This is a genomic window from Pseudarthrobacter sp. W1I19 (assembly GCF_030817835.1).
GTDB lineage: Bacteria > Actinomycetota > Actinomycetes > Actinomycetales > Micrococcaceae > Arthrobacter.
This window is the reverse complement of record NZ_JAUSZR010000001.1, coordinates 1,885,581-1,900,075: the sequence shown is the minus strand read 5'-3', so window position 1 is coordinate 1,900,075 and position 14,495 is coordinate 1,885,581. Positions and strand designations below refer to the sequence as shown.

Genomic DNA, 14,495 nt, shown 5'->3' with positions numbered 1-14,495 from the left:
CTCACAGGACGGAATTAAAAAAGGATCATGTGCGTCTCAAAATTACCACACGGGCCTGCCGGGGCCCGCCCCGGACAGAGGCGGTGCTGGTCACACTCCCCGCCGCTCCCTGGCTGCATTCTTGGCGGTGCGGCGGCAGGCACCTAGGCTTTCGGATATGTCGATGCATCCCCGCTTCCCGGCGTCCGGACCGCCCGAAGATCCCTTCAGCGGCGGCACGCCGCTCCCCCGCGAAGCGAATCCCACGTGGATGGGCCAGGTACAGCCCGGAAACTATCAATCGGCACCGGGGCATCAGGGCCGTCCGGTGCAGGGCCTGGTCCCGCCGCAGGAGTCGGTGATGCGGGCGGGCCGGGCCAGGGGCGGGAGCCTCATCGCGCTGTCCATCGGCGGCAGCGCCCTCGCCTTCCTCAGCCTCTTCCTGGTGGTGCCGTTCCTGTTATCGAATACGGGTGCGGCGGGATTCCTGATTGGTTTCCTGGCCTCCCTGATCCCCCTGTCTGCAGTCCTCCTGGCGGTCTATGTCATCGACAAATGGGAACCCGAGCCAAAGTGGCTCCTGTACTTTGCCTTTACGTGGGGCGCGGCAGTATCCATCGCGGTCACCCTGCTGATCCAACCCTTTTTTGTGCTGGGGTTCCAATTTTCTGATGAAGCGGACCTGCAGACGTTTATGGCCACAGTCCAGGCACCCATCGTGGAGGAATTCGCCAAATCCCTGGGACTGCTGCTCCTGCTGGTACTGGCCAGAAGGCACTTCGACGGGCCGGTTGACGGAGTGGTTTTCGCATTCACCATTGCAGGCGGCTTCGCCTTCACCGAGAACATCCTGTACTTCGGCAGGGCCATCGCGGAATCGGCCAACCCCGCCAGCGACTTCGCCCAGGTGTTTTTCCTGCGCGGCGTGATGTCACCCTTCGCCCATGCAATCTTCACCGGCACAACCGGGCTGGTGATGGGGTTCGCTGCCCGCCGCGGAGGCACCGGCGTCGCGGTGGCAGCATTCGTCCTGGGGCTGCTGCCGGCCATGTTCCTGCACAACCGCTGGAACAGCATGGGGCAGGGCTTCCTGCTGGACTACATTGTGGTCCAGGTTCCAATCTTTTTCCTTGCCGTGGGCGGCATCATCCTCCTGCGGGTTGCCGAGAAACGGCTGACCCGCCAGCGCCTGCTGGAATACTCCGCCGCTGGCTGGTTTACTCCGGCCGAAGTGGAGCTCCTTGCCACATTCGGAGGCCGCCGGACCGCGTTGAACTGGGCCGGCAGCTACGGCCGGAAGCGGCACATGAAGGAATTCATGAAAGCCGCCACCCAACTGGCCAACACCCGCCAGCGGATCCTCAGCGGCCGCGATGTCCAGCTCCACCAGGCCGAGGAGCGGCAGCAGCTGCAGCGCATCCTGGCACTGCGCGCCGCCGTCGCCGGTTAGGCCCGCTGCCCCGGATGCGGGGTTGCCGGAAGACCGGCATGTGCCAGCGCGAGTGCTTCATCCAGCACCTTCCCGAGGTTCGCGGCGTCGTGGGCAAACCTGCCGAGGAAAAGCCCGGACACGCCGTCGAGCGTGGGCAGGAGCCCCGGCTTTGCCGAGCCGCCGTAGATGACCGGCAGGTTTCCCAGCGCTGCGCCGGCCTCCGCGTTATGGACGTCGAGCAAGGCCCGCAACGCATGGACTACAGCCGAAACGTAGGCGGCGCCGGCCGGTTCTGCTGCCCCGATCGCCCAGACAGGCTCGTAGGCAATGACAAGCCGGGAGGCCAGCGCCCATTCGCCGTTCACCGCGTCGGCGATTTGCAGGAAGACGCACTCAGCGGCGGCTGCGGCGCCGGCCTCAGTTCCGGAATCGCAGGTTTCCTCACCCACGCACAGCAGCGGGGTGATGCCGGCAGCATCTGCTGCTTCGACCTTGCGTGCGATCTGCACGCTGTCTTCGCCGAAATACCGGCGTCGTTCGGCGTGCCCAATCTCCACGAGGCTGACGTCGAGCTCCGCAAGGAGGGAGGGTGAAATCTCGCCTGTCCAGGGCCCATCGGCCCATCCACAGTTTTGGGCACCGAGGCGGACCGGTGATCCGGCCAGGATTGAGGCGGCGGCCGGAAGCATCGGGAAGGCGGGAACCACAAACGGGACTACCCGCCCGGCCGCCAGGGCCGGACGGGAGTCCACTTCATTGCGTACTTGCTTCAGCCATACCAGGGAATCGCGGTAACCCAGGTACATCTTGGTGCTGACCCCGACGTACACGGTGCCGGCCACGTCCGGATCCGTTCCGGTGCTGGTATCAGGCATGGCAACCGATCACTTGGTCTCGAGCAGGTCATCCGCCTTGTTGCGGAACCGCTTGGTGGCGTACATCATGACGGCTGCCAGGAACGGAAGCACGCCCAGGGCCAGGACTCCTGCGGAACCGGTGGAGTCCGCCGCCATCCCGTTAACGCTGGTGCGCAGGATGGGCGCAACAAAGCCGCCGAGGTTTCCAAGCGAGTTGATCAGGCCGATTCCTGCGGCCGCGGCCGTCCCGGTTAGGAACGCCGTGGGGTAGGACCAGGCGATGGGGCCAATGGCGAGGAAGCTGCACACGGCCAGGGTGATGAAGACGATGCCAAGCGCCGGGAGGTGGTTTGTGCCGGCCCACGCGGAGCCGAAGATGCACAGGCCGGTAGAGATGAACAGCCCTGTCCCCCAGACCCGGCGGCGGACCAGGGTGTTGGCGGCCTTACCGATGAGGTAGCAGGCGAAGACCCCAAAGAACCACGGGATGGCTGCCATCAGGCCGACGGCGAGACCCACCTTTTGGCCGGTGAGCTGGGCCACCTGTTGGGGCAGGTAGAAGGTGACCCCGTAAACGGCGATCTGGAGGCAGAAGTAGATGACCGTGAAGTACCAGACCTTGCGGTTCTTCATGGCGGCCAGGACTCCCCGCGGGCCGGTCTCTTCCTTGACCGTGTCCTCCAGTGACATAACGTCCAGGAGCGCGCCCTTTTCCTCCTTGTTCAGGAACTTGGCGTTCTGCGGGCTGTTGATCAGGAAGAAGTAGGCTGCGATGCCGGCGACGACTGCCAGCATGCCTTCGACGAAGAACATAACCTGCCAGCCCTGGACTCCGGGCACCTGGTCGCCGATGTTGATCAACCAGCCGGACAGCGGTGCGCCCATCATTTGCGAGAACGGCTGGGCCAGGTAGAAGATGGCGAACATCTTCACCCGGACTTTGTTGGGGAACCAGGCCGCCAGGAACATGATGACGCCCGGGAACAGGCCGGCTTCGGTGACGCCGAGCAGGAAACGCAGGATGATAAAGGACGCTTCGCCCTGGACGAACGCGAAGCATGCGGACACGATGCCCCAGGTGATGGCGATGCGGGCCAGCCAGACTTTTGCCCCGAACCTGGTCAGAAGCAGGTTGCTGGGGATCTCGAACAGGGCGTAGCCGATAAAGAAGATGCCGGCTCCGAGGGCGAAAGCTCCGGCACTAATGCCTTTGTCCACACCCAGCGCGGCTTCGGAAAAGCCGACGTTGGTACGGTCAAGGAATGCCACGATGTACAGGATGACGAGCATCGGCATAAGCCGTCGGGAGGCCTTGGAGATCGCCGATTTCAGGACCGGCGAGTCCAGGAGCTCCCTGGTGGATGTTGCTGCTAAAGACATCAAAACTCCTCGTTGAGTACTTTGAAGATGCGCCGGGGTCCTAGCGGGAGACCACGATCATTACGACCCCTGTGATGCAGGCGAGGATGCCCGCGGCCAGGTAGATGGTGCGCGCCCTGGTCCAGGGGCCTAGCCCGGCGGCTCGGGGTGCTGCTGCGGGTGTTGGCCGTACCGTGGCTTTGTTTTTCTGCGCCATTACCGGCCTTCCTTAATGCATGTAGAGCCCGCCGTCCACATTCAGCGTCTGGCCGGAGATGTATCCGGCCTCTTCGCTGATGAGGAAGGCGATGGCGGCTGCGATGTCCCGCGTGGACCCGACCCGGTTGACTACCAGGTCCTTGGTGAGTTCGTCCTTGCGTTCCTGGCTCAGGGTGCCGCCCATGATGTCCGTGTCGATCGGACCCGGGGAAATGGCGTTGACCGTGATGTCATACTCCCCCAATTCCCTTGCGGTGGAGCGCGTCAGTCCGATGACGCCGGCCTTCGCGACGGAGTACGGCGTCTTGGAGTAAGTGCCGCCCCCGCGCTGGGCCGAAACGGAAGAAATGTTCACAATCCGTCCGATCCGGTTTTTCACCATGGACTCGGCCACCCGGCGCGTGGCGTAGTGGACGCCATTCAGGTTGATATTAAGGACACGGTCCCATTCGCCCGCGTTCAACTCGAGGTAAGGAATGGGGGAACTGACGCCGGCTACGTTGGCAAGGGCCACGATTTGCGGCAGTTCCGCCTCGATGGAGTCAATGGCGGCGCGGACGGATGCTTCGTCTGCCACGTTGGCGCCTGCACCATGGGCGCGGATGGCGTACTGGGAGGCAAGTTCCTTGGCCGTGGCTTTGCACAGGGCGTCGTCAAGGTCGATGATGCCGATGTTCCAGCCCTGGGCGGCAAGGTAGTTGGCGGTGGCCCGGCCAATGCCGCGCTCCGAGACCGCTCCGGTGATTATGGCTGTGCGTTCAGCGGGAAAACTGCTCATGGTTGCTCCTGGGTAAGGCGGACTGGATCAGCTGATGGGTGCGGGGCCGAGGTCTTCGAGCAACTTCTGCATGGCCACATAGGCTTTGTTGCGGTAAGCGATCAGCTCGGGCGTGCGCTCGGCCGGGACGTTGAGGAACCCGGCACCGGTCTTGGTGCCCAGCTTTCCGGCGTCCACCAGGTCACTCAGGATTTTCGGGGTGGCGAAACGCTCCGGGAAATCGGTTTGCAGGGACTTGTAGCAGAAGTTGTAGACGTCCAGACCGGCCATATCCGCTATGGCGAAAGGTCCGAAGAACGGCAGCCGGAAACCGAAGGTGGTGCGGACGAGGGTGTCCACATCGTCCGCCGTCGCAATGCCCTGCTCCACCAGCTGCGCGGCTTCGTGGAACAGCGCGTACTGGAGCCGGTTGAGCACGAATCCGGTGACGTCCTTGACTACTGCGGTCTGCTTGCCGGCCGCGTGCACCAGCTCGCGGACAGCCCCCACTGTAGCCGCAGCGGTGCCGGCGTGCGGGATGATTTCCACGCCCGGGATGAAGGGCGACGGGTTGGAAAAGTGCACACCCAGGAAGCGCTCGGGGTTGGCCACGGGACCGGACAGCTCGGCGATGGAGATGGTGGAGGTGTTGGAGCCGATGATGGCATCCGGCCTTGCGGCGGCGCTGATGCGTGCCAACGTCTGGTGCTTGATCCCGATGACTTCGGGAACGGCTTCCTCGATGAAGCCGGCGTCTGCCACGGCCTCCTCGATATCCCTGGCCGCCCACAGGTTCTGCTTCAGTATTTCGGTCGATCCCTCCGGGAACAGGCCGTCGGCCACAAACTGGTCCGATTCCGCCAGGAGGCGTTCGTAATTGCTTTGCGCCACCTCCGCGGAAACGTCCGCGAGTGCCACAGTGGCGCCGCCAAGGGCCAGGACCTGGGCGATCCCCCCGCCCATGTAGCCGGAACCGACGACGGCGACCTTCCGGCCGCTGTTCGCGTTAAGGGGTGCAGGGTTTTCCGGGTTTGGTGCGGTGCTTGCTGTTTCGGTCATGATCAGACTGCCTTCGTGTAATCGGGTTCGTAGGAGCAGATGGCGTCCACCTTCGCGGCGGAGGGCGAGGTCTCGTCGAAGCGGTAGTCGAGCCATTCGCCCACGAGTTTCTTGGCCAGTTCCAGGCCGATGACGCGCTGGCCCATGGTGAGGACCTGGGCGTTGTTGCTCAGGACCGACCGCTCCACGGAATAGCCGTCGTGGGCGGTCACGGCGCGGATGCCTGGTACCTTGTTGGCTGCGATGGCGACGCCCAGGCCGGTGCCGCAGATCAGCAGGGCGCGGTCCGCTTCGCCGTCGGCCACTTTGCGGGCGGCGTCAACGGCGACGTGCGGGTAAGCCGTGGCGTCGTCGGCGGCCACGCCTACGTCCAGAACAGATGCCACGCGGCTGTCCGCTTCCAGCAGCGCCTTCAGTGCGTCCTTGTATTCGACGCCGGCTTCATCATTTCCGATGACGATGCGCCATCCTGCTGCCGCACCTTGGTGTGCGCTCATGCTTGTGCTCCATTTCCGGCCGTTGATTCGGCCAGCAGTGAGTAGTCAGTCAGTTCAGTGGTGAAGTAGTCGGAGATGCGGGCCGCGATCAGCGCGAAGGAAACTGCACCCGGGTCCGGATGGCCGAGGCTCTTTTCGGCCAGCGGACGCGCCCTCCCCTTCAGGGGCCGCAGGGATGCTGTTTGGTCGGCAGCTTCCTTGGCGGCGGCTGCCCCGGCTGCCAGGGCACCCGCTGCGCTGGCGCCGCCGCTGGACGGGGCCAGGAACGCGTCTCGGAAAGGAAGCAGGGCGTCCACCATGGTCTTGTCGCCCGGTTCTGCCTGTCCGAGGGCCGTGATGGCGTCCACGAACGCGGTCACCGCGGAGGCCGCGTCCTGGCTCCCGTAAGAGACCTTGTTGCCAAGGCTCATTCCGGCAGCCAGCACAGCGGAGCCCCAGAGCGCCCCGGAGGTGCCGCCGGCGCGTTCACTCCAGGCCTCCCCTGCCGCCATCAGCACCCGCTGCACGGAAGCTCCCGACTCCGCTTCGTCATTGGCTGCTGCCGCTGCGGCATCCACGCCGCGCCGCATGCCGATGCCGTGGTCGCCGTCGCCTGCAATCGCATCCAGCCTGCCCAGCTCCGCTTCATGTTCGACGACGGCGTCCTGGACCTGGGCGAGCAGGTCGGCTGCCAGCCGGCCCAAGGCAGCCGCTGCCGCCGTCGTCTCTTCGTCTTCGCTCGCCGCCGCCTCTGCCGGCCCGGCCAGTTCCCGGCGGGCCCGCGGGGCCAGGCTGCCCTTGCGGAAAGCAGGGGTGTCGGCCGGAGCTGCCCAGTAACGTTCCAGTTCGTCGTCGAGCCACAGCAAGGTCAGGGAGAGTCCGGACATGTCCAGGCTGGTGACCAGCTCGCCGCACTCGGGTTCCACAACAGTGAGGCCGGCGGCGGTGAGGAGCTTCTCGACCTTGCCGAAGAGCAGGAACAACTCGTCGTATTTGACCGTCCCCAGGCCGTTGACGATGGCCACCACGCGGTGCCCGGCATCATGGGGCTTGTCTTCGAGGAGTCTGGAAACCAGGAGCTCTGCAAGTTCTGAGGCCGTGGGCAGCGGATGTTCGGAGATGCCCGGTTCGCCGTGGATTCCCAGTCCCAGCGACATCTGGCCGGCCGGCACGTGGAACAGCGGCTCCCCGGCTCCCGGCAGAGTGCACCCGTCAAAGGCCACGCCCAGGGAACGGGTGCGGTAGTTTGCCCGGCGGGCAAGCTGCTCAACGGCGTCCAGGTCCAGTCCCGCCTCGGCGGCGGCACCGGCAATCTTGAAGACGGTCAGATCGCCCGCGATGCCGCGGCGTTTCCCGATCTGGTCGATGGGCGCACTGGCGATGTCATCGGTGACCAGGACGGTCCTTGTGTCAATGCCTTCTGCGTTAAGCCGCAGCTGAGCCTGGCCGAAGTGGAGAACGTCGCCGGCGTAGTTGCCGTAGCTCAACAGCACACCGCCGCCGGCGTTGGCCGCCTTGGCCACCCGGTACACCTGGCCAGCCGAAGGGGACGCAAACATGTTGCCGCAGGCGGAGCCGGCGGCCAGGCCCGGTCCCACCAGGCCGGCGAAAGCCGGGTAGTGGCCGGAGCCGCCGCCCACCACAAGGGCCACCTGGCCGGCGGGAACCTCCGTGGAGCGGACAACGCCGCCGTCGACCCGGGCCACGTACCCCCGGTTGGCTGCCACAAAGCCGTCCAATGCTTCATCCGCAAAGTCTGCGGGGTTGTCAAAAATCAGGGTCATGGTTCCTCGTTGAATCCTTGGTGATAATTTCGTATCCGGTTCGAACCCCGGCAGCACTTACACGCTGGTGAGTTCAGCCGCGGTGGGCTGCTGCCGCCCCTGCGCCACCTGGCTGCTGCCGAGCGTGTATCCGTCGGTCTTGGGGAGGATGTGGCGGCGGAGGTATTCCTGGTTGCTGGCCGTCACACTCAGCCCGTCGCCGCCATAGTGCTCGGTGCACAGGATGCCCTGGAAACCCACGGAGAGTGCCACTTTGAAAGCCTCGCGGTAGTTGATCAGGCCGCTTTCCATCGGTGCCGGCATGGTGACGTACATGTCGCGGGCACGGTCCTCGTCGCGAATGTAGTTCTTCATGTGCCAGTAGTTGGAGTAGGGCAGGGTTTTGGCCACCATCTCCCGCCAGTCCTCGATGGGCCGGTGGAGCCGGATCAGGTTCCCGAGATCGGGGTTCAGGCCGACATTGGCCAGGCCGATGTCCTGGACCAGCCGGACGGAGGAATCGGCAGTGCCAAGGTAGGTGTCCTCGTACATTTCGAGCGAGAGCAGTACGCCCACCTCGGCTGCGTGCCGGCCAAGTTCGCGGAGGCGGGTCACCGCGTTGTTCCAGGCTTCCTTGTCCCCCGCGGGATCCTTGTAGCCTTCCACCGTCCAGAACCACAGCTGCTTCTGCTGTTCGGGAGTGATGGCCTGGTGAAGCCCGAAGGACACAACCTCACAGCCGAGTTCAGCGGCGGCGTCTATGGTGCGGTGGCTGTAGGCGAGGTTGGCTTCCCAGTTGCCTTCCTCGATGACGCTGCGGCGGATGGCGGAGATGACCGGGATCCCGATACCCACCTCTTCCGCTGTCTGCTTGAACTCGGCAAGCCGCGTTGTGCCGAGGTCACCGGGGCGCACCCAGCTGTCGGTGAGGTCGGCGTTCACGAAGCCTGCCTCTTTCACCTCTGTCAGGACTCCTGCCCACGCCGAAGCGTCAGCGTCGTTGATGTGGACGCCTGAGGCATCGGCGGCAGGAAACTGCAGCAGTGCTGCCGTGATGGGCCAATTGTCTGCGGTGTAAGCCACGCAGGTCTCGCTTTCCTAGATCGTGTTTCCTATAGGATTTACTATCGAGAAAGATGTTGTCAAGATCACTTTCGAGGAAAGGTGTGGGAGCCTGAGGAGGTTACAGCGGCTTCAGCCGTTCGCGCCCAGGGCGGGACTAGCTTTCCGGGGCGGCGGCAATCGCCCTTGACCGGACCTGCTGGATGTGGGCAGCCATGGCTGCCTCCGCTTTCCCGGGCTCACCCGTCGAAAAAGCGTCCAGGACAGCCTGGTGTTCAGCGATGGCGCACTCCGCGTCGGTGATGCCTACTCCCCCAAAAAGCCGGAACCGCTGGATCTGGCCGCCGAGCGCCGAGTAGGCGGCCTCCATGAACTGGTTACCGGTCTGCCGCGCGATCAGCTGGTGAAACCGCTCGTCGGCCTCAAGATACTCCTTGAACTCGGCGAAGGAAGGACCGCGGGGAGCGGACTTCAGGTCCTCCACCGCCTGCTTCAACTCCGCCAGGCCCCTCTGGTCCATGCGTTTACACGCGAGCCTCGCGTTGACGGATTCGATGGCCAGCCGGGCTTCCATCAACTCGGCAAAATCCTCTTGCGTGAAGACCGGGGCCACCCGGTAGCCCTTCAGGGCAACCCGGCGCACCATCCCGGTGTGCTCCAGCCGGGCAAGCGCTTCGCGGACCGGAGTGGGGGAAACATCAAGATCCCGGGCCGTTCCGTCGATGCTCACTGCAGATCCCGGGGCCAGCCGGCCGTCCATGAGGGACGTCAGGAGTTCGGTGTAGACGTGGTCGGCAAGCACCTGGCGGCTGACTGCGCGTCCGGAACGGCGGGCAGGAGGCACCGCATCGGTGCTGTCCAAGGCATTCTGCATACATAAATCCTATAGGGTTGCATCGGCCCCGGCCCGGCGGCGTCACAAACGGGTGACGCAAAAGAGCCCCGGCCAGGGTGACCTGGCTGGGGCTCTTGGTGTCCAACGTCCTGCGGTTATGCCAGCAGGGACGGCTTCAGCTGCTGCAGGCGGCCGAGGAGGCCGTTGATGAACTGTGGCGACTCGTCGGTGGAGAGCGTCTTGGCCAGCGCCACCGCTTCACTTACCGCTACGCCGTCCGGGACGTCGTCGTTGTAGAGGAGCTCCCAGGTGCCGATGCGGAGGATGATGCGGTCAACAGACGGCATACGCTCAAGGCTCCAGCCCTGCGAATAGGTTTCGAGGAATTCGTCGATGGCCGTCTGCTGGGACAGCACGCCTTCGACGATCTCAAGGGTGTAGGGATTGATGATCTGGTCGGTCTTCTCCCGGCGTGCCCGGAGCACGTCGAAAGCCGAGACCGAGCGCTGCTCGGCTTCGAAAAGTACATCCAGGGCCCTGTTACGGGCTTTACCGCGGGCGCTCACTACTCGGTGACCCGGCCAAGGTAGCTGCCGTCGCGGGTGTCCACCTTCACCTTGGTGTTGTTCTCGATGAACAGCGGGACCTGGATCTCGTAGCCGGTTTCCAGGGTTGCGGGCTTGGTGCCGGCGGAGGAGCGGTCGCCCTGCAGGCCCGGCTCGGTGTAGGTGATTTCGAGGACGACGCTCGGCGGCAGTTCGATGTACAGCGGGGTGCCTTCGTGGATGGCGATGTTGACCATCTGGTTCTCGAGCATGAAGTTGGTGGCGTCGCCAACAGTGGCACCGGAGACCGTGATCTGGTCGTAGTCGGAGGTGTCCATAAACACGAAGTCCGCGCCGTCCTGGTACAGGTACTGGTAGTCGCGGCGGTCCACGGTAGCGGTTTCGATCTTGAGTCCGGCGTTGAACGTCTTGTCCACGACCTTGCCGGACATCACGTTGCGCATCTTGGTCCGTACGAAGGCGCCGCCCTTGCCCGGCTTGACGTGCTGGAATTCGATAATGTTCCAGAGCTGGCCCTCAAGCTTCAGGACCGTTCCGTTCTTGATGTCGTTAGTGGTTGCCACTGGTATCCTCTGGTTTCTTTGTCTGGTCGCGTTGTCAGACGCTGTATGCCGGGCAGGCAGGCCAGGCGGCGTGCCAGCTCGTATTTGTCAAAAATCGGGGTTCGAAAAAATTCAAATACCATTCTACCGGTAAATCGGGGGTGCCCCCGGTACGGCGTCCGGGCGGGGTGCGCTGTCCGGCGTCAGCAGGCCAGGTCCAGCACGTCCCGGGCGCGCTGGAGCGCCACGGTGGAGGAGTAAATCAGGGCGGCATCAGCCGACTCGGCCACCCGCAGATCCAGGGCGCGGGCGAAGGATTCGACTGCTGCCGAGGTCTGGCCCGCCGTGTACTGGGTTTTGCCCAGGAACTGCAGGACCAGCGCTTCACGGGGGGTCCCCTGTACTTCGGCGAGCAGCTGCCGGAACAGCTCCACGGCCCGGTCCATGCGGTTGGATACCCGGAGCACTTCGGCTTCGAAGGCCCGCAGCCGGAAGGATTCCGGATCCTTGAACCGGGCCTCGGCCAGCAGTTCGGCAGCCTCGGCGGCATGGCCTTCCACCAGCAGCACAAAGATGTGGTCAGCCGGGTCGGTGGAGACGGCCAGGGCTTCCCGGCAGGCGTCCTCGTTCACGATTTCCGGCAGCAGGGTCTCGGGGTTGATGCGGATGCCAGGGAACCCGGCTTCCGGCCAGTCTGTTGTGCCTTCCATGTCGCCCTGCATCAGGAAGCAATTTCCTGGTAGGCGGCGAACAGCAGCGACGTGTCCGGGACATCGAGGATCCCCGGCTTGGCCACACCGTCCAGGACCACGAACCGCAGCAGGTCGCCTCGGGACTTCTTGTCCCGCCGCATGCCGTCGAGCAGGCCCTGCCAGCGGTCCTTCCGGTAGGTGACCGGAAGCCCCAGTCCGTCCAGGATGCTGCGGTGCCGGTCGGCGTCGGTATCGCTGAGCCGGCCCACGCTGCGGGCGAGCTCTGCGGCGAACATCATGCCCACGGAGACGGCGGCACCGTGGCGCCAGGAGTACCGCTCCACCAGTTCGATGGCGTGGCCCAGGGTGTGGCCGTAGTTCAGGATCTCGCGCAGCCCGGACTCCTTGAGGTCCTCCGAAACCACCTTCGCCTTTACGGCGATGGCCCTCTCGATGAGCTCGCGGAGGGCATCCGACTGCGGGTCGACCACAGCGTCAGTGTCCTTCTCGACGAGGTCAAGGATGGCGGGGTCGGCGATGAAGCCGCACTTGATGACTTCCGCCATGCCGGAGATGATCTCGTTTTTGGGCAGCGTGTTCAGCGTATCGAGGTCCGCCAGCACGGCGGCGGGCGGATGGAACGCCCCCACCAGGTTCTTGCCCTCGGCGGTGTTGATGCCGGTTTTTCCGCCCACGGAGGCGTCCACCATGCCCAGCAGGCTGGTGGGCATGTGAATGACCTTGACGCCGCGCAGCCAAGTGGCAGCTACGAAGCCTGCAAGGTCCGTGACGGCCCCTCCCCCGACGGCGACAATCGCGTCGGAGCGTGTGAAGTCGTTTTGCCCCAGGACCTGCCAGCAGAAGGCGGCCACCTGGATGTGCTTGCCCTCTTCGGCGTCGGGAATCTCCGCCGTCAGCGAGGTGAAACCGGCCGCTGCGAGCTCGTCACGGACTGTATCACCGGTGAGGCGGAGGGCACGGGGATGAATGACCAGGACCCGCCGGACCCGCTCACCGAGCAGGCCGGGAAGGTCTCCGAGCAGTCCCCGGCCCACCACCACGTCGTAGTTGTTGGCGGCGGATTCGCCGGTGACCTTGATGACTGTTGATTCGGCGCTCACTTTTCAACTTCCTGTTTGGCAGCTGCGTAGTCCCGCAGTGCTGCTTCCAGTCGGCGTCCCAGCTCGGAAACCGAGCCGTGGCGCACGTCCAGGGTGATATCTGCCAGCCGCTCGTAGACCGGTTTGCGGGTGGCGAACATGGCTGTCCAGCGGCCCATCGCATCCCCTGCGAGCAGGGGCCGCCCCGAATTCCGGGCGATGCGGGCGGCAACGGTGTCAGCGTCGCACTCGAGGTAAACAACGATGCAGCGGCCGATCAGCTGCTGCGTTCCGGAATCAAGCACCGCACCGCCGCCAAGCGAAATGACGGTGGTGGTGCCTTCTGCCGCTTCGACGACGTCGGCCACTGTCCGCGCCTCAATCTCCCGGAAAGCATGCTCGCCACGCCCGGCGAAGATTTCTGCGATGGATCCGTGGGCCGCCACGATGACGGCGTCGGTGTCCACGAACGGGGCACCAAGCTGCTGGGCAAGCTGGTGGCCGATGGCGGATTTGCCGACTGCCATGGGCCCGATGAGGACCACCGGACGGCCCGCGGACTCGGATTTGTTGCGGTGGGGCACTTACTGGCCGATCGAGTCCAGGGACGCCGGAATGCTGTCCAGGTAGCCCTTGATGTTCCGTGCGGTTTCCGCCACGGAGTCGCCGCCGAACTTTTCGGTGACGGCTTCGGCCAGGACCAGCGCCACCATCGCTTCAGCAACAACACCGGCCGCCGGTACGGCACAGACGTCGGAGCGCTGGTGGTGGGCCTTGGCCGCTTCGCCGGTGCTGACGTCGATGGTCTTCAGGGCCCGGGGCACCGTTGCGATGGGCTTCATGGCCGCGCGGACCCGGAGCACGTCACCGATGCTCATGCCGCCCTCAATGCCGCCGGCCCGGTTGCTGGCGCGGATAATCCGGCCGTCGGCGTCCTTGACGATTTCGTCGTGGGCGGCTGAGCCGCGGCGCGCGGCGGTGAGGAATCCATCGCCCACTTCCACTCCCTTGATTGCCTGGATGCCCATCAGGGCAGCAGCAAGCCGTCCATCAAGCCGGCGGTCCCAGTGGACATAGCTGCCCAGTCCCGGCGGGAGCCCGTAGGCGAGGACTTCAACAACGCCACCCAGGGTTTCGCCTTCCTTGTGGGCAGCGTCCACCTCCGCGACCATTGCGTCGGAGGTTTCGCGGTCGAAGCAGCGCAGTGGGTCAGCGTCCAGGGCCAGCACATCGGTGGGGACAGGCAGCGGGCGCCCCTCCGGGACCGTGACAGTGGCGATGGATACAGTGTGGCTGACGAGTTCGATTCCGAGGTGCTTCAGGAACTGTGCCGCGACGGTGCCCAGCGCCACGCGGGTGGCGGTTTCACGGGCGCTGGCGCGCTCCAGGACGGGGCGGGCCTCGTCGAAGCCGTATTTCTGCATCCCGGTGAAGTCAGCATGGCCGGGGCGGGGGCGCGTGAGGGGCGCGTTGCGCGCCTGGTCCGCGAGGAGCTCAGGGTCAACGGGATCGGAAGCCATGATCTGCTCCCATTTGGGCCATTCGGTGTTGCCCACCTGGATGGCCACGGGACCGCCCTGGGTGATTCCGTGCCGGACGCCGCCCAGGATGGTCACGGCGTCCTGTTCAAACTTCATGCGCGCGCCGCGCCCGTAGCCCAGGCGGCGGCGGGCCAGTGAATCGGCGATGTGCCCGCTGGTGATTTCAACACCGGCGGGGACGCCTTCAATAATTCCCATTAGAGCCGGACCATGGGATTCACCGGCAGTCAACCAACGCAACATATTTTCCATCCTG

The 14,495-nt window shown here is 64.9% G+C and carries 16 protein-coding genes; 1 reads left to right on the top strand and 15 read right to left on the bottom strand.

Going from position 1 to position 14,495, the window contains the following annotated elements; all coding sequences use genetic code 11:
* Positions 1-157: 157 nt before the first annotated feature.
* Complete coding sequence (locus tag QF038_RS08910; protein WP_373461545.1) at positions 158-1,429, top strand: PrsW family intramembrane metalloprotease; 1,272 nt, start codon at positions 158-160, stop codon at positions 1,427-1,429.
* Here QF038_RS08910 and QF038_RS08905 read toward each other — a convergent pair.
* From QF038_RS08905 to aroC, 15 genes are all read right to left on the bottom strand, one after another.
* Positions 1,426-2,286, bottom strand: a complete 861-nt coding sequence (locus QF038_RS08905) for a triose-phosphate isomerase family protein (protein WP_307609804.1) — start codon at positions 2,284-2,286, stop codon at positions 1,426-1,428. The genes QF038_RS08910 and QF038_RS08905 overlap by 4 nt on opposite strands.
* A gap of 9 nt (positions 2,287-2,295) precedes the next feature.
* Positions 2,296-3,648 carry an MFS transporter gene (locus QF038_RS08900; protein WP_307609803.1) on the bottom strand — a complete coding sequence of 451 codons (1,353 nt, stop codon included), beginning with the start codon at positions 3,646-3,648 and terminating at the stop codon, positions 2,296-2,298.
* 40 nt (positions 3,649-3,688) lie between these two features.
* Complete coding sequence (locus QF038_RS08895; protein ID WP_307609802.1) at positions 3,689-3,844, bottom strand: hypothetical protein; 156 nt, start codon at positions 3,842-3,844, stop codon at positions 3,689-3,691.
* Positions 3,845-3,856: 12 nt separating this feature from the next.
* Positions 3,857-4,624, bottom strand: coding sequence for an SDR family NAD(P)-dependent oxidoreductase (locus tag QF038_RS08890; protein ID WP_307609801.1), 768 nt, complete (start codon positions 4,622-4,624; stop codon positions 3,857-3,859).
* A gap of 27 nt (positions 4,625-4,651) precedes the next feature.
* Positions 4,652-5,662 (bottom strand): 3-hydroxyacyl-CoA dehydrogenase family protein, encoded by a 1,011-nt coding sequence (locus QF038_RS08885; protein WP_307609800.1) that lies wholly within the window; start codon positions 5,660-5,662, stop codon positions 4,652-4,654.
* A gap of 2 nt (positions 5,663-5,664) precedes the next feature.
* Positions 5,665-6,159: a ribose-5-phosphate isomerase gene (locus QF038_RS08880; protein ID WP_307609799.1), complete on the bottom strand. Its 495-nt coding sequence runs from the start codon at positions 6,157-6,159 to the stop codon at positions 5,665-5,667.
* Positions 6,156-7,922 carry a dihydroxyacetone kinase family protein gene (locus QF038_RS08875; protein WP_307609798.1) on the bottom strand — a complete coding sequence of 589 codons (1,767 nt, stop codon included), beginning with the start codon at positions 7,920-7,922 and terminating at the stop codon, positions 6,156-6,158. Before QF038_RS08875 ends, QF038_RS08880 begins: the two co-directional genes overlap by 4 nt.
* A 57-nt stretch (positions 7,923-7,979) precedes the next feature.
* Positions 7,980-8,984 (bottom strand): sugar phosphate isomerase/epimerase, encoded by a 1,005-nt coding sequence (locus tag QF038_RS08870; RefSeq protein ID WP_307609797.1) that lies wholly within the window; start codon positions 8,982-8,984, stop codon positions 7,980-7,982.
* A 136-nt stretch (positions 8,985-9,120) separates the two neighbouring features.
* On the bottom strand, positions 9,121-9,837 hold the full coding sequence (locus QF038_RS08865; RefSeq protein WP_307609796.1) for a GntR family transcriptional regulator: 717 nt from the start codon (positions 9,835-9,837) through the stop codon (positions 9,121-9,123).
* A 116-nt stretch (positions 9,838-9,953) separates the two neighbouring features.
* Complete coding sequence (gene nusB, locus QF038_RS08860; RefSeq protein ID WP_050054942.1) at positions 9,954-10,364, bottom strand: transcription antitermination factor NusB; 411 nt, start codon at positions 10,362-10,364, stop codon at positions 9,954-9,956.
* Entirely contained in the window at positions 10,364-10,927 is a 564-nt protein-coding gene (gene efp, locus QF038_RS08855; protein WP_050054941.1) for an elongation factor P, read from the bottom strand. Before efp ends, nusB begins: the two co-directional genes overlap by 1 nt.
* A 182-nt stretch (positions 10,928-11,109) precedes the next feature.
* Positions 11,110-11,628: a tetratricopeptide repeat protein gene (locus QF038_RS08850; RefSeq protein ID WP_307609795.1), complete on the bottom strand. Its 519-nt coding sequence runs from the start codon at positions 11,626-11,628 to the stop codon at positions 11,110-11,112.
* Complete coding sequence (gene aroB, locus QF038_RS08845; protein WP_307609794.1) at positions 11,628-12,719, bottom strand: 3-dehydroquinate synthase; 1,092 nt, start codon at positions 12,717-12,719, stop codon at positions 11,628-11,630. The genes QF038_RS08850 and aroB overlap by 1 nt, the downstream gene beginning before the upstream one ends.
* On the bottom strand, positions 12,716-13,225 hold the full coding sequence (locus tag QF038_RS08840; protein ID WP_373461632.1) for a shikimate kinase: 510 nt from the start codon (positions 13,223-13,225) through the stop codon (positions 12,716-12,718). The genes aroB and QF038_RS08840 overlap by 4 nt, the downstream gene beginning before the upstream one ends.
* Before the next feature lie 57 nt (positions 13,226-13,282).
* Positions 13,283-14,482 carry a chorismate synthase gene (gene aroC, locus QF038_RS08835; protein ID WP_307609792.1) on the bottom strand — a complete coding sequence of 400 codons (1,200 nt, stop codon included), beginning with the start codon at positions 14,480-14,482 and terminating at the stop codon, positions 13,283-13,285.
* Positions 14,483-14,495 lie beyond the last annotated feature (13 nt).